Source organism: Pseudomonas sp. Pc102 (assembly GCF_018408275.1).
Lineage (GTDB): Bacteria > Pseudomonadota > Gammaproteobacteria > Pseudomonadales > Pseudomonadaceae > Metapseudomonas > Metapseudomonas tohonis.
Window position 1 is genome coordinate 4,365,432 of the sequence record NZ_AP021905.1, and the last position, 21,751, is coordinate 4,387,182.

General features: G+C 69.1%; 15 protein-coding genes. 6 read left to right on the forward strand and 9 right to left on the reverse strand.

What is annotated here, in order from left to right:
• Nucleotides 1-356: 356 nt before the first annotated feature.
• The gene (locus PHLH3_RS19895) at nt 357-1,436 is read right to left on the reverse strand and encodes a sigma-54 dependent transcriptional regulator (protein ID WP_173177680.1); all 1,080 of its coding nucleotides are present in this window, start codon (nt 1,434-1,436) and stop codon (nt 357-359) included.
• 306 nt (nt 1,437-1,742) lie between these two features.
• On the opposite strand from PHLH3_RS19895, the gene PHLH3_RS19900 reads away from it, so the two are divergent.
• From PHLH3_RS19900 to PHLH3_RS19920, 5 genes are all read left to right on the forward strand, one after another.
• A complete protein-coding gene (locus PHLH3_RS19900) occupies nt 1,743-2,813 on the forward strand; it encodes an ABC transporter substrate-binding protein (protein WP_213625488.1) in 1,071 nt (356 codons plus the stop codon).
• 247 nt (nt 2,814-3,060) lie between these two features.
• The gene (locus tag PHLH3_RS19905) at nt 3,061-4,272 is read left to right on the forward strand and encodes an LLM class flavin-dependent oxidoreductase (protein WP_213625489.1); all 1,212 of its coding nucleotides are present in this window, start codon (nt 3,061-3,063) and stop codon (nt 4,270-4,272) included.
• 116 nt (nt 4,273-4,388) lie between these two features.
• A complete protein-coding gene (locus PHLH3_RS19910) occupies nt 4,389-5,960 on the forward strand; it encodes an ABC transporter substrate-binding protein (protein WP_213625490.1) in 1,572 nt (523 codons plus the stop codon).
• A gap of 584 nt (nt 5,961-6,544) precedes the next feature.
• Complete coding sequence (locus tag PHLH3_RS19915) at nt 6,545-9,019, forward strand: TonB-dependent receptor plug domain-containing protein (protein ID WP_348529848.1); 2,475 nt, start codon at nt 6,545-6,547, stop codon at nt 9,017-9,019.
• A gap of 58 nt (nt 9,020-9,077) precedes the next feature.
• Nucleotides 9,078-10,175 (forward strand): LLM class flavin-dependent oxidoreductase, encoded by a 1,098-nt coding sequence (locus PHLH3_RS19920; RefSeq protein WP_213625491.1) that lies wholly within the window; start codon nt 9,078-9,080, stop codon nt 10,173-10,175.
• Between the two features lie 592 nt (nt 10,176-10,767).
• On the opposite strand, the gene PHLH3_RS19925 is transcribed toward PHLH3_RS19920, so the two are convergent.
• The 8 genes from PHLH3_RS19925 to PHLH3_RS19960 all read right to left on the reverse strand — a co-directional run bounded on the left by PHLH3_RS19925 (nt 10,768) and on the right by PHLH3_RS19960 (nt 20,053).
• Nucleotides 10,768-11,109, reverse strand: a complete 342-nt coding sequence (locus PHLH3_RS19925) for a BRO family protein (RefSeq protein ID WP_173177670.1) — start codon at nt 11,107-11,109, stop codon at nt 10,768-10,770.
• A 468-nt stretch (nt 11,110-11,577) separates the two neighbouring features.
• Complete coding sequence (locus PHLH3_RS19930; protein ID WP_213625492.1) at nt 11,578-13,395, reverse strand: ABC transporter ATP-binding protein; 1,818 nt, start codon at nt 13,393-13,395, stop codon at nt 11,578-11,580.
• On the reverse strand, nt 13,392-14,234 hold the full coding sequence (locus PHLH3_RS19935; protein ID WP_213625493.1) for an ABC transporter permease: 843 nt from the start codon (nt 14,232-14,234) through the stop codon (nt 13,392-13,394). Before PHLH3_RS19935 ends, PHLH3_RS19930 begins: the two co-directional genes overlap by 4 nt.
• 10 nt (nt 14,235-14,244) lie before the next feature.
• A complete protein-coding gene (locus PHLH3_RS19940; RefSeq protein ID WP_213625494.1) occupies nt 14,245-15,324 on the reverse strand; it encodes an ABC transporter permease in 1,080 nt (359 codons plus the stop codon).
• On the reverse strand, nt 15,317-16,903 hold the full coding sequence (locus PHLH3_RS19945) for an ABC transporter substrate-binding protein (protein ID WP_213625495.1): 1,587 nt from the start codon (nt 16,901-16,903) through the stop codon (nt 15,317-15,319). The genes PHLH3_RS19940 and PHLH3_RS19945 overlap by 8 nt, the downstream gene beginning before the upstream one ends.
• 80 nt (nt 16,904-16,983) lie before the next feature.
• Nucleotides 16,984-18,171 carry an LLM class flavin-dependent oxidoreductase gene (locus tag PHLH3_RS19950; protein ID WP_213625496.1) on the reverse strand — a complete coding sequence of 396 codons (1,188 nt, stop codon included), beginning with the start codon at nt 18,169-18,171 and terminating at the stop codon, nt 16,984-16,986.
• Nucleotides 18,172-18,253: 82 nt separating this feature from the next.
• The gene (locus PHLH3_RS19955; protein ID WP_173180007.1) at nt 18,254-18,982 is read right to left on the reverse strand and encodes a class II aldolase/adducin family protein; all 729 of its coding nucleotides are present in this window, start codon (nt 18,980-18,982) and stop codon (nt 18,254-18,256) included.
• 15 nt (nt 18,983-18,997) lie between these two features.
• Nucleotides 18,998-20,053, reverse strand: a complete 1,056-nt coding sequence (locus tag PHLH3_RS19960; protein WP_213625497.1) for an ABC transporter substrate-binding protein — start codon at nt 20,051-20,053, stop codon at nt 18,998-19,000.
• A 371-nt stretch (nt 20,054-20,424) separates the two neighbouring features.
• On the opposite strand from PHLH3_RS19960, the gene PHLH3_RS19965 reads away from it, so the two are divergent.
• A complete protein-coding gene (locus PHLH3_RS19965; RefSeq protein ID WP_213625498.1) occupies nt 20,425-21,681 on the forward strand; it encodes an acyl-CoA dehydrogenase family protein in 1,257 nt (418 codons plus the stop codon).
• The last annotated feature ends 70 nt before the right edge of the window (nt 21,682-21,751 follow it).

The window sequence follows — 21,751 nt, forward strand, 5'->3', positions numbered from 1 at the left end:
GCCTCGCATCACCCCGTTGAGGTCAGGGGTGACGCACTCGATCTCGTCGATGCCGGCCAGTCGTTCTGCGAGGGAACCTGGGACGTCGGTAGTCATGCTTGTTGTCCTTGTGGGTACTGCGATCACGCCGAATTGGCGGCGTGCACAAAATACGCACCGACTGTTCGATATATCAAGCACCTGTGTTCCAGCACGACCCCATGCCGGCAGTCGTGGGGTGGGTAGAGCCACACGAAACCCATCATGCCCGCCACAACACGTCCCCGAACCCATGAAAAAGGGGCCCAACCAGCGGTTGGGCCCCTCTCGTCACTCCATCCGTAGCCCGGGCCTCAGCCCGGGAACCCGCCCGGCACTCAGGCGATACGCGCGCCCCTCGGGCTCACCTCCAGCTCGCCGATCTTCTCCAGCCGCGCCCGCACGATATTGCGGCTGATGCCCAGCAGGCGCCCGGTCTGCAACTGGTTGCCGTGGCAGAAACGGTAGGCGGTGCGGAACACCGTCTCCTCGATGTGCTCGTACAGGTCCGGGCGGTTCTGCTCGAACAGCGCCGTCAGCGCCGCCTCCAGGTCCACCGGCGCGGCCGGGCCGGCCAGCACGCCCTGCGGCTGGTCGTGGCGCACACCCGACGGGCGCATGTCCACCAGGTGCAGGTCACCCGGCTGCACCTGCTGGTTGCGGCACACCAGCAGCGCATGGTGGATGGCGTTCTCCAGCTCGCGGATGTTGCCCGGCCAGCTGTGGGTCAGCAGCTTGCGCTCGGCCTCCACGCTCAGGGATGCGCGGTTGTAGCCCAGGCGCTGGCAATGCTCCTCCAGGAAGAACTCGGCCAGCGGCAGGATGTCCCCCGGCCGCTCGCGCAGCGGGGGCAGGCGGATGGTCGCCACGTGCAGGCGGTAGAACAGGTCCTCGCGGAAATGCCCCGCCACCACCGCGTCGGCCAGGTTGACGTTGGTCGCTGCCACCAGGCGCACATTGATCGGGATCGGCGTGCGCGAGCCCAGGCGCACCACCTCGCGCTCCTGCAGCACGCGCAACAGCTTCACCTGCATGTTCAGCGGCAGGTCGCCGATCTCGTCGAGGAACAGCGTCCCGCCGTTGGCCGCCTCGAACCAGCCGGCCTTGCTGTTGGTCGCCCCGGTGAAGGCACCCTTCTCGTGGCCGAACAGCTCGCTCTCCACCAGCGACTCGGGGAAGGCGCCGCAGTTGACCGCCACGAAAGGCTCCTTGCCGCGACGGCTGAGGTGATGGATGTGCCGCGCCACCAGCTCCTTGCCGGTGCCGGTCTCACCGATGATCAGGGCATTGGCCTCGCTCGGCGCCAGACGCTCGATACGGTTGAGCAGCTCCTGCGAACGCGGGTCCTTGAAGACCAGGACCGTGGCACGCACGGACTTGGTCAGTTCGCGGGCATTGGGGTGGGTGAGCAGCGACATGATGCATTCCTGGCAGAGATGGGCGCGCCGCCATAGTGCATCAATCCAAATAGACTAAAAAATTATTAATTAGCATTTATATATTCCATAAAAGATATAAGCGACGCGACTGCTGCCCCAGCAGCAACGCGCCAGCAATCCCTTGTGCCGGCACCAGCACTGCAGCGGCAGCCCCGCAGCATGCCCCACACGAGCAAACCCGCGCCAACACTGGCCCCGGCGGCCAGCGCCCGTGCCATGGCATGCATCCTGCTCCCACCGCAGCATCAGCCGGGCTCACCGGCACGCCTTGCAAGGAGTGGAACCATGAACAGAATCTGGCGCAGCAGCCTGGCGGCCCTCGCCGCCCTGGCCTTCGCTTTCGGCGCCCAGGCCGCCGAAGCCCCCGCCTCGGTGAAGATCGCCATCGTCGCCTACACCCAGGGCGGCAAGCCGGTGTTCGGCGGCATCCCCGGCCGGGTGATCGAAGAAGGCTGGCTGGCCTCGGAGCTGGACAAGCGCGGCATCAAACTCGACTGGATCGCCCTGCCCCACGCCGGCGCCGGCCCGCAGATCAACGAAGGCTTCTCCAACAACAGCATCGACTTCGCCGTGCGCGGCGACCTGCCCTCGGTGATCGGCGCCGCTGGCGGCGTGCCCGGCAAGCTGGTCGTGCCCGGCGGCAACGGCAACAACGTGTACCTGGTGGTGCCGGCCAACTCCCCGGCCAAAAGCATCGACGACCTCAAGGGCAAGCGCATCGCCCTGCACCGCGGCCGCCCCTGGGAGTTCGCCTTCAGCAACTTCCTCGCCAGCAAGGGCCTGGCCCTGACCGACTTCAAGATCGCCAACCTCAACCCCCAGGTCGGCGCCGCCGCCGTCTCCGCCGGCAAGGTCGACGCCGCCGTGCTGCTCAACGAGTCCTACCTGCTCGAAGACAAGGGCGTGGGCCGCATCATCTGGTCCACCAAGCAAGGCTCCAACGACTGGCGCCTGGTCTCCGACCTCTGGGGCACCGACGACTTCATCCAGCGCCATCCCGACGTCACCCAGCTGCTCGCCACCGCCTGGGTCAAGGCCGCCTGGTGGATCTCCCAGGAGCAGAACCAGGATGCCTACTACCAGCTCTCCTCCCGCGCCGGCACCCCGGAGAGCGTCCTGCGCCGCGACGACCAGGGCGACCCGGTCGCCTGGAAGGACCGCTGGGCGCCCAAGAGCGACCAGCAGCTCAAGGCCCACTACCAGGCCCTCACCCGCTACGCCCTGGACAACCGCCTGATCCGCGAGGACGTCGACATCGGCCAATCCCTCGCCACCCGCTTCACCAACCAGGCGCTGATCGACCTGCACCTGGAAGACTACTGGCCCAGCCTCAAGGGCCAGCTCAGCGCCCGCTGAGCACGCCACAACCGCATGGGTGGAGGTAAAAACGACCTCCACCCTACGCCCCTCCCGACCTAACCCGCCCCTGCTTCCCCACTGCTTCCCACGCAACAACCCCCTGCTTCCCCGCCAGCACCGCCCCGCGTGAAAAACCTCCAGGCCCAGGCCCCGCGCGGCCTTCGCCGTTCTGGCGCGAAACCTGCTCCGTCCCCTGCATGGCGTGGGCACGTCCATCGCCCCGCCCCATCCAAGGAGGATCTCCATGAGCATCGAATTCTTCACCCGCCTGCCCCTGCACGGCGAAACCCAGTACCTGCCCGGCGACCCGCGCAACCGGGGCGACTGGCACCGGGGCGGCCCCAGCACCGGTGCGGTGTCCGGCTTCGCCGTCGGCGACCACTTCACCTACATCGACTACCTCGGCCAGATCGCCCGCGCCGCCGAGATCAACGGCTTCGGCGGTGCGCTGATGGTCAACGCCCCCACCGGCGAAGAGCCCTGGACCGTCTGCTCGCTGCTCGCCCGCGAGACCCGCACGCTGAAGTTCGTCACCGCCTTCCAGCCCTACCACTACACGCCCTGGGTCGCCGTGCAGCAGGCCGCCACCTACCAGCGCGCCACCGGCAACCGCCTGGTGTGGAACATCATCAACGGCGGCTCCGACGCCATCCAGCGCCAGGTCGGCGACTACAGCGGCCACGACGACCGCTACGCCCGCGCCACCGAGTTCATGGACGTGGTGCGCGGCTACTGGCACAACGAGAACTTCCACTACGACGGCACCTACTACAAGGCCGACGGCGGCGGCCTGCGCGGCCCGCTGAAAAAGGCCGAGCTGCCGCTGATCTGCACCGCCGGCTCGTCCATACCCGCCCGCGAATTCGCCGCCAAGCACGCCGACTACTACCTGATGCGCGCCGAGCACCCGGACGAAGTCCGCGCGCTGATCGCCGACGTGCGCGAGCGCGCCCTCAAGTACGGCCGCCACGACATCCGCTTCGGCCTGTCCATCGACGTCATCACCCGCGAGACCGAGGACGAGGCCCGCGCCGAGGCCAAGCGCTTCTTCGACGAAGGCGTCGCCCGCGGCGCGGTCAAGGCGGTGGCCGCCCACGCCGGCCTGCGCACCGCGCGCAAGCTCAGCTACGAGCATGGCTACCAGGAGAAGGCCGAGAACCCGGGCTACGAAGACTTCTTCATCCACCCCAACGTCTGGGCCGGCTTCGGCTACATCGGCATCCCCCCGGGCTGCGCCCTGGTCGGCAGCTACGCCAACGTCGTGGCACGCATCCGCGAGTACAACGAACTGGGCATCGACCTGTTCTTCCTGGCCGGCTACCCGCACCTGGAAGAGGCCTACCGCCTGGGCGAGCACGTGCTCCCGCACTTCCGTGGCGAGCGCGACGGCCTGGTGAAGAGCACCTACGCCCCCATCGAACTGCGCGCCGTCAACGGCGGCCCCGCCGGAGCCTGACGCCATGGCCGAGCAGCGCTTCCTGATCGACGCCAGCCTCGCCCTGGTGCTGCTGTTCTCCTGGCTGCCGCTGCTGGGCGCCGCCTGAAACCGAACCGGATCGAAGGAAAGAGTCGATGCACGATGAACTGACCCGCCGCCGCTTCCTCGGCGGCAGCCTGGCCCTCGGTGGCGGGCTGCTGCTGGGGGGCGGCCTGCTCGCCGGCTGCGACCAGCAGGCCCCCGGCACCCAAGCCGCCAACCCGCTCGTCCCGAGCCCTGGCGGGCGCCTGCGCCTGGGCATCATCGACGGCAACCAGAGCGGCAACCTCGACGCCCACAAGCCCATCGGCAGCGGCATCGTCCGGGGCTTCGCCCTCTACGCCAAGCTGTGGGAGTGGGACGAGCAGATGCAGCCGCGCCTGGCCCTGGCCGAAGAGGCCGAGGTCAGCCCCGATGCCCGCACCTGGACCCTGCGCCTGCGCCAGGGCCTGGAGTTCCACCACGGCAAGACCATCGACGCCGACGACCTGATCTTCTCCGTGCGCCGCCTCACCGACCCGGAACTCGCCTCGCCCTACGCCGCGCTGCTGCACTGGGTGGACCGCGACAACCTGGTCAAGCTCGACGAGCGCACCATCCGCCTCAGTTTCAAGGAAGGCCGCGGCTTCTTCCCCCTGGCGGAAACCTGGGTCAACTTCGGCGGCATCGTCCCGGTGGACTACCACCCCGTCACCAACCCCGTCGGCGCCGGGCCCTACAAGCTGAAGAGCTTCACCCCCGGCCGGCGCTCGCTGTTCACCCGCTTCGACAACTACTACAAGAGCGGCAAGCCCTACGCCGACGAGCTGGAGATCATCGACTTCAAGGACCAGGTCTCGCGCCTCGCCGCCCTGCGCGCCGGGCAGATCGACATGGCCAACGGCATGCCGAGCGAACAGCTCGACCTGCTGCGCAACGACCCGCGCATCAAGCTGGTGACCTCGGTCACCGGCAACTGGCTGTCCTTCGACATGAACACCGCCAAGGCGCCCTTCGACGACCCGCGCGTGCGCCAGGCCTTCCGCCTGCTGGCCGACCGCGAGGAGCTGGTGCGACGCGCCCTCAACGGCCAGGGCCGCGTCGCCAACGACCTCTACGCGCCCTTCGACCCCACCTTCAACCACGCCCTGGCGCCGCGCCCGCACGACCCGCAGCGTGCCCGCGAACTGCTGCGCGAAGCCGGGCACGAGAACCTCGAAGTGGAACTGGTCACCACCGTCGGCCCCGGCCTCGCCTCGGCCCTGGTGCTGGCCGAACAGGCCAAGCGCATCGGCGTCACCCTCAAGGTGCGCCAGGTCGACCTCGCCACCTTCCAGGGGCCGCAGCGCACCGAATGGGCATTGAGCACCGGCGGCAGCATCGGCGCGCCCTTCCTCGCCAGCGGCATGCACAGCGACGCCCCCTTCGCCGTGGCCAACAAGACCAACTTCAACGACGCCGAGTTCTCCGAGCTGTTCCTCCAGGCCATGGCCCAGCCCGACCTGGAGAAGCGCAAGGCCCTGGTCCATCGCGCCCAGCAGGTCCAGTACGAACGCGGCGGCCTGCTCATCTGGGGCTACGCCGACCTGCTCGACGGCTTCTCCACCCGTGTCGGTGGCGCCCGGGAAGAACAGACCCTGTTCAGCACCTGGCGCTTCGAGAGCCTCTGGTTGAACGGCACCGCCTGAGCCCGTCCGGAGTGCTGCGAGATCAGCACTCCGGCAACAACCGGCTGCGTATCCCCCAGCAACTTTCCTGCGGTATCCGGCGCCACGCGAGCACCCTGTTCGCGGGCCTTTTATCGCCTGTCGAAACTTCACCGACCCACTAAATAAATTCTTTATTTATCAATCGGATAGATCAATTCCGGATTAATTCCGAACACCTGCACCCGGCTGGCACGGGCCGTGCTGTATCCACCTCGACACATTCAATTATTAGAACCACCCGAACCCGCGACGGCGGCTTTCGACAGCAATTACCGGACCTGCGCGTCCGGGCTTTTCAGCCCCTGCCTGAAACCCATCAGCCCACTGGCACGTGCGCATGGCATCCCCATGCGCGCTGGAAAGTCACAGCCCGGAGAATCGCCCAGCATGTTCAGCCTCGCCCACCGCCTGCCGTCGCCCTGCGCCGCAACACCCTGTCCCTGGCCATCCTGGCCCTGCTCTCCGCCACCGCCCTGGCCGAGGAAAAGCCCGCCGATCCCGAGGCCGAATCCACCCGGGAACAGGCGCAGCAGAAAAAGACCGACGCGCCCGTGCTCGACGTCGTGCAGGTACAGGGCAAGCGCCTCGATGCCGCCACCTCGGTGGTGCCCGTACGCCCGCCCAGCTCGGTGTACGGCGGCACCGCCGCCAGCGTGCTCGACACCCCGCGCTCGGTCACCCAGGTCAACGCCGAACAGCTCGCCAACGACCCCATCCGCAGCTCCGACGACCTGGTCAAGTACGCCCCCGGCATCACCCGTGGCGGCGGCCAGAACGCCGGCATCGCCCCGCAGTTCCGCGCGCAGAACTCCGAAGTGTTCCAGGACGGCCAGCGCGCCTACGCCGTGCGCCACCCGGCCAACTTCAACGCCATCGAAGGCGCCGACATCGTCGCCGGCCCCTCCTCGGTGGTGTACGGCTCGGTCAGCGGCAGCGGCGGCTACGTCAACTACCTCAGCAAGAAGCCCGACTTCGACCAGTTCCGCACCCGCCTCAGCGGCCAGCTCGGCACCTGGGTGCCCGACGGCGAATCGCGCGACTCCACCCGCTTCACCGTCGACAACACCGGCCCCATCAGCGACGACCTCGCCTACCGCGTCAGCATCACCCGCCAGCGCCAGGAGGATTACTACGACAACGTCGAGAACAACTTCGACGCCTTCTATGGCGCCTTCGCCTGGCGCGGCGACGGCATCCGCGTGGACTGGAACGCCGCCTACGACGACTACTTCGACTGGAACATCGCCCACGGCTGGAACCGCGCCACCCAGCAACTGGCCGACAGCGGCAAGTACCATGCCGGCCGTGCCACACCGATCATCCAGAACGGCGGCACCCTGTGGTCGCCGGTATTCGAATCCGGCGCCGCCGATTCCGCCGTGCTCGGCTGGGTGCGCCGCCAGCGCAACGCCCAGGGCCAGTACGCGGTGGTCAACAACAGCTTCCAGGCCGCCTCCCCCAACACCCAGGCCAGCCCCGGCACCCTGCGCGGCTGGGTCTACGACCCCAGCCTGGCCGGCAACGGGCTGGTCTCCCTCGACCCGCAGAAAGGCCACCGCGCCGAAGACAAGAGCACCTCCACCCGCTTCACCACCCAGCTGCGCGCCGAACTCGACCTCAGCCCCGGCATCACCCTGGCCAACAGCGCCTTCTACCAGCGCTCCGAAGACACGGTCGACGCGGTCGGCGCCTTCCAGGTGCAATCGAAAGACAACATCTTCGACAACCGCTTCGAATTCCGCTCGCGCAACGAAACCAGCCTGTTCGGCCAGGTGCTGCGCGACGAGAGCAACAGCGGGCTGATCTACCGCCGCGAGAGCAACCAGTCGATCGCCGCCAACAACAGCTTCGGCTCCACCATCAACGCCTACGACCTGACCCAGGACCCGTCCACCAAGAACCCCGGCGACCTGCTCGGCTTGACCGGCGCCAACCCGGCCGGCGGCAACGGCGCCTGGATAGGCCAGCCCGGCGTGCCGCAGTTCTCCAGCTACTACGGCTGGCTCAACCTCGCCGCCATGTACCCGGCCGGGCATGGCCTGTACGCCGAATCCCTGGCGCCCTACACCGCCGAAAGCGTGTGGACCACCAAGACCCTCTTCACCCAGCACAACCTGCGCTTCGCCGAGCGCTACGGCCTCAACATCGGCGCCAGCCGCAGCTGGATCGACGCGCGCATCGAGAACCCCTTCGTCCTGCGCGCCGGCACCGAGCGCCAGGACAGCGACAGCTACCGCCTGTTCTCCGTGCAGGTCAGCCCCTACATCAAGCCCACCGAAAACAGCACCCTCTACTACACCTTCGACCGCTCCCTGGCGGTCAACACCGGCTTCTTCTCCAACGGCATCGGCTGGGGCAGCGGTACCGGCGCCAACCTGCTCAACCCGCTGTCGTTCGAAAGCCTCAGCGTGCTCCACGAAGTGGGCCTCAAGGTCGACGCCATCCCCGACCGCCTGTTCCTCTCCCTCGCCGCCTTCAAGCAGGAACGCGACCAGTCGCCGGACAGCAACAACAACATCGCCCGCCTGATCATCAAGGGCGTCGAGGCCACCGCGCGCTACCAGCCCGACGAACACCTGCGCAGCGGGCTCAACCTCACCCGCCTCACCGCCTACAACGAATTCACCACCCAGACCGGTTTCGCCTCCGCCGGCTTCATCGCCGACAACGGCACCGTCTTCGGCGACAACAACGCCCTCAACCAGCGGCCCTCCGGGCGCTACGACGCCGTGCAGATCCCCGAGTACAGCGTCAGCGGCTTCCTCGACTACAGCTTCGACTCCGGCTTCGGCGCCGAGCTCTCCGGCTGGTGGACCAGCAGCTGGTACCTGAACCTCAGCAAGACGGTGAAGGTGCCCGACGAATACAACCTCGACCTCGCCCTCTACTACCGCCAGCCGCAGTGGAGCGCCACGGTGCGCGTGCTCAACCTCACCGACGAGCTGAACTTCGTCAGCGGCCTCGCCGGCTCCACCAACACCTTCCTGCAGCCCATGCCCGGCCGCAGCCTCATGGCCCAGGTGGACTACCAGTTCTGAACCCGCGCGGGCCTGGCCCGCGCAACCCTCAACCCGCAACGCAATCAAGGAGTGGACGATGTCCATCGAATTCGTCGGCATGATCTTCCCCCGCCAGTGGTCCGAAACACGCGGCCCGCGCACCGGGGATTTCGACCTGGAGTTTCTCCGCAACCACGCCCGCGCCCATGAGCACGCCGGCTTCGACCGGGTGCTCATCGCCAGCGGCCCGGGTAGCGCCGACAGCCTGCAGATCGCCGCCTACGCCGCCGCGCAGACCGAGCGCCTGGGCTTCATGATCGCCCACCGCCCGGCCCTCACCGCGCCCACCGTCGCCGCCCGCGCCTTCGCCACCCTCGACCACACCACCGGTGGCGGGCGCATCCGCCTGCACGCCATCACCGGCATCACCGCCGAGCCCCAGGAAGGCGACACCCTGCTGGACAAGACCGAACGCTACAAACGCACCGACGAATACCTGGAGATCGTCCGCCGCACCTGGACGGCCGAAGAACCCTTCGACTTCGACGGCCAGTACTTCCAGATCAAGGGCGCCTTCAGCCCGGTCAAGCCGCTGCAGCAGCCGCACATCCCCATCTCCTTCGGCGGCTCCTCCGACATCGCCTACCAGATCGCCGTCAAGCACGCCGACCTCTACGCCCTCTGGGGCGAGCCCCTCGGCGGCGTCGCCGAGCAGATCGCCAAGCTCAAGGCCGCCGCCAGGGCCGCTGGCGTCGCCGCGCCCCGGGTCAGCCTCTCGGTGCGGCTGATCCTCGGCGCCACCGAAGAACTGGCCTGGCAGCGTGCCGAACAGATCCTCGCGCAGATCAAGGCCAACCCGCAGTTCGCCGAAGGCAGCCCCTGGCAGAAGCGCATCAAGGGCACCGGCTCCGAACGCCTGCTCGCCGCAGCCGCCGCCGGCGACCGCCACGACCGCGCCCTGTGGATGCCCACCGCCACCGCCGTCGGCGCCTACGGCGACACCACCGCCCTGGTCGGCACACCGGAAACCGTCGCCCAGGCCCTGCTCGACTACGTCGACCTCGGCATCAGCACCTTCCTCAACCGCGGCTACGACCCCTACTTCGACACCGTCGACTACGGCCGCTGGATCATCCCCGCCGTCCGCGAAGAAGCCCGCCGCCGCGAACTGCAACGCCAGGCGGCGAGCGCATAACAAGGGAACAGAAAGGGTTGCAGGGCGACCTCGGTCTCGCCCGAAATGTAGGGTGGACCACGCTCCATCGGTCCCCCCTTCGGAGTCATGCCGAACACCGCTGGTGGATGAAAAAAGCGCCATCCACCCTACCGCCCGTGCCACCGCGAACCCCGGCGATGATGGCTGCCCCGTGGGAGCGAATTCATTCGCGATGCTTTATCACCAGCCACCTCGGACTCACCCGAAATGTAGGGTGGACCCCGCTCCACCGGTCCCCCCTTCGGAGTCATGCCGAGCACCGCTGGTGGATGAAAAAAGCGCCATCCACCCGACCGTGCCACCGCAAACCCCGGCACCGGGAATGGTTGTAGGGGCGAATTCATTCGCCCGCTTTTACCGTCAGCCCGGAAATACCCCCGGGGCATGGCAGCCTTGCGGGCTGCTTGGCGATTGAAATCGCCCCTACATATATCCCGGCAACACCCCGCCACCGACAGCTCTGTGCGCCAGGGTGAGTGGATGACGCTCTTCTCATCCACCCTGGGCGCCGAGCCAGACGCCGTCGCCCCCATCGCGGATGAATCCGTTCCTACAGTGTGTAGCCCGGGCTTCAGCCCGGGGTGCGGTACATCCACAATTCCGGGAGCACGGCCTGGGTGACCCAGCGTCGCAGGTTGCGATTCTCCGGGTGGTAGCAGTAGGTGAAGAGCAGCGCATGCAGGCCGGATTCGCTGACCACCGTTTCCTCCTCGAAGCCGCCGTTGGCGGTGCGCAGGTGCACGCGCTGGCGCTGGTCGTCGCAGAGGTTGGCGAGCAGGCGTTCGTGGAGGTCGGTGTTGAGCAGGCGGCGCAGGTCGCGGGTGGAGAACCAGGCCTCGTGGCCGATGAGGAAGGCGCGCAGCTGGCGGCGGTAGCGCAGGAAGTGGCGCGGCGTGATCTGGGGAAGCGTCATGGCAATGCTCCGTCCTTAGGGCTGGGGAGCCGCCACCGAATCCGTGAAGGGTGGCGGACCGTGCGAGTGTGGAAGTACCGGGATGTTCCCAAGACCGGTCGGGCCGAAACCCGCTCGCACGGTCCGCCATAGACCGCCGACGCATACACGTCGCTATGGCGGGGGAACATCATCTGTTCGGGCTTCCACACCCGGTTATGCCCCGAGGGGCACAACGGCGGGAACCCTAGCCAAGCCCCTTGTAGGCCGGCAATGCAGTTGCCACGTAGGAATTTTCAGGCTCGCCCGAGATGTGGGTGGACCGCGCTCCATCGGTCCACCATCCGAGGTCATGCCGAGCCCCGCCGGTGGATGGAAAAAGCACCATCCCCCCTACAAAGGCGCCACCGAAAGACACCGAGGATAGGGATGGTGTAGGGGCGAATTCATTCGCCTGCTCTACCCACCGCCCCTCCAACACCCCAGGCCTCAATCCCGCGACAACAGGCTCGGCGAATGCGCCACGAGGTCGCGGGTGTACGCGGTGCGCGGCTGGTCGAGCACCGCGTCCACCGCGCCCTCCTCGATCACCCGCCCCCGGTGCAACACCACCACGCGGTCGGCGATGGCGCGGACCACCCCCAGGTCATGGGTGACGAACAGCAGCGTCAGCCCCTCGGCCTGCAGCTCGCGCAGCAAGGCGAGGATCGAGGCCTGCACCGACACGTCCAGTGCCGAGGTGATCTCGTCGCAGATCAGCAGCTCCGGCTGGCACACCAGCGCACGGGCGATGGCCACGCGCTGGCGCTCGCCACCGGACAGGCTGTGGGGATACAGGTCGGCCACCGAAGCCGGCAGCGACGCCCGCGCCAGCACCGCCTCGATGCGCGCACGGCAGGCCTCGCCGCGCAGGCCGAAGAAATGCTCCAGGGGCGCGGCCAGGCTCTGGGCCACGGTGTGCCGAGGGTTCAGCGCGCGGTAAGGGTTCTGGAAGATGTACTGCACCTGGTGGCGCAGCGCCTTGGAGCGGTTGTGCGCGCGCAGGTCCAGCGGCTCGCCGGCATAGCGCACCTCGCCCTGGGCGTTCTCGCCGAGGCCGGCCAGGGCGCGGGCCAGGCTGGTCTTGCCGGAGCCGGATTCGCCCACCAGCGCCAGGCACTCGCCCCGCGCCAGTTGCAGCGACACATCGAACAGCACCTGGCGGTCATAGGCCACGTTCAGCTCGCGCACCGCCAGCAGCAACGGTTGCGCATCCAGCGCACCTGCGGCCAACGGCGCCTCGGCGACCAGCGCCAGGGGCTCGCGGTGGGGCTCCAGGCAGGCCACCCGCTGTTGCCCATCAAGGCTGCGCAACGGCGGTTCGGCCAGCTCACAGCCGCTTTGCCGGCGCGGGCAGCGCCCGGCGAAGGCACAACCCTGGGGTCGCTGCCCCGGTGCCGGCGCGTGGCCCGGGATGGCCCGCAGCGCCAGGCGCCGGGCGACATCCGGGATCGCCGCCAGCAGCCCCAGGCTGTAGGGGTGCGCCGGCCGCTCGAACAGCCGCCCGCGGGGCGCCGCCTCGATGATGCGCCCGGCGTACATCACCACCACGCGGTCCACCAGGTCCTTGATCACCGCCAGGTCGTGGGAGACGTACACCGCCGCCACGCCCTGGCGTTTGCACAGGCGTCGCAGGGTGTCGAGGATGTGCGCCTGGGTGGCCACGTCCAGCGCCGTGGTCGGCTCGTCGAGCACCACCAGCTTCGGCCGCAGCACGAAGGCCAGCGCCAGCAACACCCGCTGCTGCTGGCCACCGGAGAGTTGATGGGGGAAGCGCCGGAGGAACTCCGCATCATCCGGCAGGCCCACGTCGCGCAGCGTCTCGACCAGCCGCTGGCGCTGCGCATCCGCCGGCAAGCGCTCGTGGGCGGCCAGGGTCTCGCCCAGCAGCGCGCCGATGCGCAGCGCCGGGTTCAGCGCCGTGGCCGGGTCCTGGGGCACGTAGCCGATCAGCCCGCCACGGGCGCGGCGCAGGTCCTCGCCACGCAGCTCCAGCAGCGAGCGCCCGTCCACCTCCACCCGCCCGGACGCGATGCGCGCCCCCCGCCGGGCATGGCCCAGCAGCGCGGTGGCCAGGGTGGTCTTGCCGGAGCCGGACTCGCCCACCAGGCCGAGGATCTCCCCCGGCGCCAGGCTGAAGGAAATGCCATCCACCACATCGGCACCGCCGGCCAGCTCCACCCGCAGCTCGCTGACCCGCAGCGCCGGCGCCAGCGGTGCCCCCTGGGGCAGCAGCGCGTCCACCTGCAGTTCGGCCAGGGCGCTCATGGCTGCTTCTCGCCGATCTGCGCACTGCTGCGGCCGATGCCCTCGGCGAGGATGTTGGTGCCATAGGCGAACACCGCGATCAGCAGCGCCGGCACCAGCACTGCCCAGGGCTGGATCAGCAGGCCCGCCTGGTTCTCGTTGATCATCAGCCCCCAGTCGGCGGCCGGTGGCGCCACGCCGTAGCCGAGGAAGCTGAGGCCGGAAAGGATGCCCACGCCCCAGGTCAGCATGTTGCCGAAGTGCACCAGCAGCGGCGTGAGGATGTTCGGCAGGATCTCGCGGAAGAGGATGCGCGAGCGCGGGTAGCCCATCATCTCCGCCGCCTCGACGAACTCCTGCCCCGCCACTGCCACCGTGCTGCCCCGGGCCAGGCGCACCACGCTGGGAATGAAGGCGATGGCCACGGTGATCACGATCAGCCAGCTCTGGCGGCCGAGCATGGAGACGATCAGCAGCACCAGGATCAGGTCCGGGAAGGCCAGCGCCACATCGGTGGCCCACATGATCGCCTGGTCCAGCCGGCGCCGGGAAAAGCCCGCCAGCAGCCCCAGCGCGCTGCCCACCGCCAGGGCCAGGAAGGCCGCCGCGAGGGACATCCACAGCACCGAGAGACCGCCGGCCAGCAGGCGCGAGAGCACGTCATGGCCGAGGAAGTCATGGCCCAGCGGCGCGGCGGCACTGGGCGCGCCGTACACCGGGCCGACCATGTCGGTGGGCGCATGGGGCGCCAGCAGCGGGCCGAGCAGCGCCAGGACGAACACCAGCGCCGTCACCACCGCGCCCTTGCGGGTCTGGGGTTCGCGCAGCAGCCGGCGCCAGGAAGAAGAAGTCGCGGTCATGTAAGGGTCCTCAGGGCGCCTTGGCCGGTTGCCGCCGCCACCAGGGCAGGAGGCCGCGGCGGTTGCGCTGGATCATCCGCACACGGCGTGCGGTACGGAGCTTCGGGGTGAGCAGGACGGTGAGCAGGTCGGCCAGCAGGTTGATCAGCACCACGCCCAGGGTGGTGACCAGGACGATGGCCTGGATCAGCGGCAGGTCGCGCATCTGGATCGCCGAGTTGAGCGTGGTGCCGATGCCGGGGTAACTGAAGATCACCTCCGCCAGCAGCGCGCCGCCCACCAGCACGCGCAGGGTCAGGGCCACGCCCTGGATCGCCGGCACCAGCGCATTGGGCAGCGTGTGGCGCCAGACGATGCGCCGCTCGGGGATGCCGCGCAGGCGCGCGGCGATCACGTAGTCGGACTCCAGCGCCTCGATCATCGAGGCACGCACCATGCGCGCCAGGTACGGCAGGGCCGACAGGCCCAGGGCGAACACCGGCAGCACCAGGTACTCCAGCTGCGCCAGCAGCGGCCGCTCCGGGTCGAGGATCGACACCGCCGGCAGCAGGTCCACCTGGGGCATGGAGAACAGCAGCACCAGGCCGATGGCGAGGAGGAAGCCCGGCGTCGCCTTGAGCAGGATCAGCGCCGACAGGCCCCAGCGGTCCAGCCGGCTGTCGCGGCGCAGCGCCAGGGTCACGCCCAGCAGCAAGGCCAGCGGCACCACCCAGGCGAAAACCCCGGCGATCAGCGCCAGGGTATTGCCGAAGCGCGCCCCGAGGATTTCGCTCACCGGCGCGCTGGAGTCCAGCGAGCGGCCCAGGTCGCCTTGCAGGGCATTGCCCAGCCAGCGCAGGTACTGCTCCAGGATCGGCCGGTCCAGCCCCAGCTGGCGCTGCAGGGTGAGGATGCTCTCCAGCGGCGCGTCGGGGCCGAGGATCACCCGTGCCGGGTCCGACGGCAGCGCCTGGGTGGCGATGAACACCACCAGGGTGATCACCCAGGCGGTGAGCAGGCCGGCACCGAGGCGGCCGACGAACCACGACAGCCAGGCCGGCGCGCGACGGCGCTGCTGGCGCGGGGGGCAAGGAGTACGGGGCTCAGACATCGGCGAGCCACAGGTTGTCGAAGCGCCAGGAGGCGAAGGTGGTCTGCTCCGGCACCAGGCCGCCGACGCGCACCGAAGCGGCGTCGAGCACATCGCTGAAACCCCAGATCAACAGGCCGCCGCGCTCGTGCTGGATGGCCTGGGCCTCGTGCACCAGCGCCTTGCGCTTTTCCAGGTCCGGCTGCGCCAGGGCCTGCAGGAACAGCTCGCTGAAGCGTGGGTCGCGGAAGTTGCTGCGGTTGTAGATGGCCGTCGGCGCGTCGTTGTGCAACGCCGAGGCGAGAAAGCCACGGGCCGGCGTCGAACCCGGCGACAGCTGCCAGTTCTCCCGCTGCGGGCCGTTGAACACCGAGCCGTCGACCTGGGTCACCTTGACCTCCACCCCGGCCTTGCGCGCCTGCTGGGCGAACACCAGCGCGGCGCTGGCCCCGGCGCCCGGGGTGGTGGTCAGCTCCACCTGGAGGTTCTCGTGGCCGGCCTGGCGCAGCAGCGAGCGCGCCAGGTCGGGGTCGTGGGGGCGCTGGGGGATGCCGTGGTTGTAGGTCGGGTCGTGGGGCGAATAGAGGTCGTTGGCCACCCGGCCGAAACCGTTCAGCGCGCGCGCCACCAGTTCCTCGCGGTCGGCCAGCAGGCGCAACGCCTGGCGCACCCGGACATCGTCGAACGGAGCCTTGGCGACATTGATGTTGAAGCCGGTGAAGGCCGTGCTCGGCGAGGCGACCAGCTGCAGGCGCGGGTCGGCCTTGAGCAGCGCGCTGTGCTCGGCCTGCACGCCGCTGGCGAGGTCGATCTGGCCGGCACGCAGGGCCGCCGCGCGGGACACCTGGTCCTTGAACTCGATGATCTCCAGCTCGTCGGCATAGGGCTGGCCGGGCTTGTAGTAGTTCTCGAAGCGCGTGTAGAGCGAGCGCTGCCCGGGCACGAAGGACTTCAGCCTGTAGGGGCCGGCGCCCACCGGGTTGGTCACCGGGTCGTAGTCGGTGGGGACGATGCCGCCGAAGCTGATCAGCGTCTCGTCCAGGGGGAAGAAGCTCTGGCCTTCCTTGAAGCGGATCTCGATGGTGCGAGCGTCCAGCTTGCGCACCGCGTTGCGGTCGATGGCACCGACCAGCCCGGCGAAGGGCGAGGCCAGCGCCGGGTCGGTGAGGCGCAGGATGGAGAAGACCATGTCATCCGCGCCAATGGTCTTGCCGTGGTGGAACTCCAGGCCCGGCTGGATGCGGATGGTCCAGGCGCTGGCGTCGGCGTTGGGCTCGGCGAACTCGGCCAGGGCCAGGCGCGTGCTGACGTCGGGGTTCCATTCCCAGAACTTGGCGTACAGCGCCCAGCCCCGGATGATCCCGCCGCCCACCGGCTTGTGCGCATCGAGGTTGCCGGCCTGGTCGCCATCGATGATGCCGACCCGCAGGCGCCCGCCATGCACCGGCTTGCCGGGCACCACCCGAGCCGCCGAGGTGGCCGGCGCCCCGCCATCGCAGCCGGCGAGCAACCCGCCCCCCAGCAGCAGGCCGCCGCCCAGGGCCGCACTGCCGCCCAGGAAATGCCGACGGGACAGTTCACGCTTGATCCAGGATTCCATTGCTCGTTGCACTCCGCTTGTCGCTTGCTACCCGTTGCCGGTTCAGCGGCCCACGCGTTGTGCGGGGCCGCCAGGTTCCATCAGGCCAAGGCCGCCTTCGGCGCCCGTGCGGTCACCCCCAGCTGCGGCACCTCGAAGCCGTGGTCCAGGTCCAGCAGCGGGAACAGCAGGTCGGCGACGCGCTGGGCCTCGTCGATCAGCGGGAAGCCCGAGAGGATGAAGGCCGAGGTGCCGTGGCGCTCGTACTCGCGGATGCGCTCGGCCACCTGCTCGGCGCTGCCCACCAGGTAGGTGCCGGCGGCCGGGCCGAGGATGTTGAAACCGAACAGGCTCGGGCCCACCCACACGTTGGGGTAGATCTCCAGGTCGCGGGCCTTGGGCAGGCGCCCGGCGCGGATGGCCTCCAGGTTGCGCTGGATCTGCGGGTCGTCGCTGACGAAGCTCTCAAGGGTCTCGCCCGGTGGCAACTGGCGCTGGATGGCGTTGCGCGCGGTCTCGATGGAGGTGCGCTGCAACAGCTTCTCGGCGTGGGCCCAGGCTTCTTCCTCGGTCTCGCGGACGATCACCTGCAGGCGCGTGCCGAAGGTCAGCTCGCGGCCGATCTTCGCCGCCTCGGCCGCCACCTTGGCGAACTTCTCGCCCAGCTTGGGCGGGGTGTTGGCGAAGCTCAGGTAGACATCCAGCAACTGCACCGAATGGGCCACGCCCGGGCCCGAGGTGCCGGCGCCCCACAGCGGGATGCCCGGCTTCTGCTTCGGCGGGTGCCAGCCGCCCAGCGGGTGGCTCGCGGCCGCCGCCTGGCGCGGTGCGAGCTTGACGTAGCGGCCGTCGTAGCCGCCGGTCTCGCCGGCGTAGATGCTCTGGAAGGCGCGCCAGTACTCCAGGCTGAAGTCGTAGCGCTCGTCATGCCCGTAGTGGATGCCGTAGGTGGCCAGGCTGGCGTCGTTGCCGTTGACCACGTTGAACAGCAGGCGGCCGTTGGAGAACTGGTCGAAGGTCAGCGCCCACTTCGCCAGCACCGCCGGCGACAGCTCGCCCGGGTGCTGGGCAACGAGGAAGCGCAGGCGCTCGGTGGCGTCGATCAGCGCGGCGGAAACCGCCAGGCTCTCGTTGGGGCTGGAGCCCAGCAGGGAGCCGTAGTAGCCCAGGCGGTCGGCGGTCACGGCGATCTGCTTGAGGTGTTGGAAGTCGGTCTTCCAGCGGCCTTCCGCCTCCCAGGGATAGGGGCCGTCGGGGGTGGTGAGGTACCAGAGAATCTTCACAGCCATGTTCGGTGTCCTTGATCGGATGAGGGTGTCGCACGCGTCGGCAGGCGCTTGAACGGGCTCTCTGACGGAGCCCTGGAACGGCTCAGCGGCGGTCGATGGCGGGCACCAGGCCCAGTTCGGTGGCCTTCTCGTACAGGCCGCTCATCTTCCATTGCTGGGTCAGCACGCCCGGCCCGTAGGCACGGGAGCCGCCGATGGCTTCGGCGAGCAGCTGCAGCTGCGCGCCCTCCTCCAGCAGCAGGATGAATTCGGCGGTGGCGCGCAGGCCCTGCTTGCCCCACACGGTGGAGCCGCCGTTGGCTTCCAGGATCGCCGGGGTGTAGGGGTTCTCGGCGATGCGCTCGAGGATGAAGTCCACTTCCTGCTGGCGGCGGTCGATGTACACCGGCAGCTCGCGGGCCAGCTGGTAGCGCTGCACCGGCACGTAGTGGAACGGCAGGCTGCGCTGGGTCTGCGCCCAGGCGCCGAGGTAGGGCGAATGCACGTGGGACACGGTGGTGATGTCGGCGTGCTGCTGGAACAGCTTGGTGTAGCGCCCGGCACCACCACGACCGTGGCCGTAGACGACATTGCCGGCGAAATCGGTGACCACCGCCTGCAGGGGCTTGCGGTGATTCCAGGGGCCCGGGTAGTTCACCGAGACCAGCAGCTCCTGCCCCGGCACCCGCTCGATGAAGCCGACGGTGCCGTTGGCGGTGATGGTGCCGGTCTCGCGGTAAACGGCGAAGGCTTCGCCGGCTTCGAGGATGACGTTGTCGACGAAGGCGCGCAGTTCGTCGCTGATGTGCTGTTCGTTGACGAGGATGGTCATGTTCGTGTCTCCGGTTCAGGCGCGGCGCTGGGCCAGCAGGTCATGGGCGGCTTGCAGCGGGCGGGCATCGACCCAGTCGGCGATGTCGAAGTCCCGCTCGAGGAAGCCATGCAGGTTGAGGAAGGTCTTCTGCACGCCGAGGAATTCCAGGCGCTGGGCGGACAGGTCCGGCGCCAGGGTGGTGTGGAAGTCACCGCGATAGGCCTCGGCCACGCCCTCGCGGCCGGCACGGGTCTCCACCTCGAGGATGGCGTGCAGGTCGTCGCGGTTCTCCGCGGCCCACTCGGCGGCGCGCAGGGTCTGGGCGAGGAAGCGCACCACCAGGTCGAAGTGATCGTCGAGCAGGTCCTGGTGAACGGTGATGGGACGGGGCGTGCCGTTGTTGACGCGATGGCGCGGGTCCACCAGGTCCAGGTCCACCCCCACCACCAGGCCCAGGCGGCGGGCGGCGTCGGCAGCGGCGGCGCCCTTCACGTAGACGGCGTCCAGCTCGCCACGGGCCAGGGGTTCGAGCCCCGACCAGAGGCGCTGCAGGCCCTCCTCCGGGGTGCGCGCGGCGGCCTGGTCCAGCAGCGGCACCTCCACCAGCTGCACGTCGTCGAAGCCCAGCCCGGCCAGCGCCAGGGCGCCCTTGTAGCCGTGCAGGCTCATGGCCCGGGCGATGCTGCCGGGGCGGCTGTCACCCCAGGCCGGCAGGGCCAGGCGCTTGCCCTTGAGGTCGGCCGGGCTGCGGATGCCGGAGTCCGGGCGCACGAGGATGGTCTGCCATTCCTCGATCCAGGTCAGGCCGATCAGCCGGCTCGGCGCACCGGCGGCGCGGGCGGCCAGGGCCGGCACGTTGCCGCCTTCGCGAAAGAGCCCGGGCAGCTCGTGGTCGTAGTGATGGCGGCCGAGCTGGCGGGCCTCCTGCAGGGTGGAAACCGGCAGGCCGTCGGCGGCGAACTCCTCGGCCAGCCAGCCGAGCTTGTAGGCGATGCCGGAGGCGGTGGGCACCGGGCAACGGGTGAACCAGATCTGATCCAGCGGGGCCTTTTCGGCGGAGATCGACGGGGCGGTGGCGGCTAGGGTCATGGGGCGCTCCATTGAGAGAGTCAGGGCGGCCTACACGGGCCGTTTGCCCGGCTATCGCAATGCCCGTGCCAATGCGCAGAGCCCGCTCTCCACGGGGCCTGCAGCGGATCGACCGGAAAAACCAGGGCCCGACCTGCTGGCCAGCCAACAGGGTTGCGCGGCGATTGCTGCCTGCCGAGCAACCGCCTCGCGGCGCTGCTTCCCCAGCAGCAACGCGGCCCCGGGCCGTGCTCGCCGGGCCACCCCGCGAGCCGCGCCACGCAAGGCCTCGACAGCCTTCGCCGGGCCTCTGGCATAGAACCTGCTCAAGCCCCGCCAAGCACCCGGCACAGGCCCGGGACGGAACCGATCGAATCGACAGAGGTGCAAGCATGAGTACGGCCGAACGCAATTTCGCCACGGAGCAGCCCCACGTGGCGGCGAACATCCTGCGCAGCGAGGCGGACGCCATCGCGGTGGCGAAGGAAGTGGCCAGGGAGATCGCCGAGATCGCCGCCGACAGTTCGCAGAACCGCGAGCTGCCGCGTCGCCAGGCGCAACTGTTGTCCGACAGCGGCCTCACCGCCATCGGCGTGCCCAAGGCCTTCGGTGGCCTGGGCGCCTCGGTGGAGACCATCGTCGAGACGGTGCGCATCATCTCCGTGGCCGACGGCGGCGTCGGCCAGCTGCTGCAGATCCACAACGTGATGCTGCGCGGCATCTTCACCGGCTACCCGGACGAGGTCCGTGACCGCCTGGTGGCCGACGTGCTGGCCGGCAAGCGCTTCGGCAACGCCCTGGCCGAGGTCGGCGGCAAGAACAAGTTCGCCCTCAAGACCCGCGTCGAGCGTCGCGCCGACGGCAAGCTGATCCTCAACGGCAGCAAGTTCTACTCCACCGGCTCCTACCTGGCCGAGTGGATCTCCCTCACCGCCGGCTCCGACGATGGCGGCGTCGGCGTGCTGCTCAACCGCGACACCCCCGGCCTGACCCTGGTGGACGACTGGGACGCCTTCGGCCAGAACAACTCGGTCAGCGGCACGGTGATCTTCGACAACATCGAGCTGGACGAGCGCTTCGTCTCGCGCCGCCAGGGCCCGATGAAGCGCACCGGGCTGACCTTCCCGCAGATCCTCCACGCCGCCATCGACACCGGCATCGCCGCCGGCGCGCTGCAGGCCGGCGTGCACTACCTCAACCACAACGCGCGGCCCTGGGTGGAAAGCGGCGTCGAGCGCGCCAACGAGGAGCCGCACATCATCCGCCAGATCGGCGAGTACGCCGTGGCCCTGCGCGCCGCCGAGTCCCTGCTGCGCGACGCTGCGCGGGTGTTCGACCAGCACGAGCAGGACCCGGACAACAAGGAACTGCAGGACGAGCTGATCCTCTCGGTGGCCACCGCCCGCGCCCACTCCGACGGCGCCTCGCTGAAGATCTCCAGCGACATCTTCTCGCTGCTCGGTGCCAGTGCCTCGCTGACCCGGTGGAACCTCGACCGCTTCTGGCGCAACGCGCGGGTGCACACCACCCACGACCCGATCCGCTGGCGCCTGCACCACGTCGGCAACTACTACCTCAACGGCATCGACCCGGGCGAATACACCGCCATCCTCAACGCCAAGCAGACCGAAGGCGCCACCACGCGCTGAGCCTTCCCACCCCCGCGTTCCAGTTCCCGGCGCCCTGTTCATGCCAGGGCGTACGGGCTTTTTACGGATC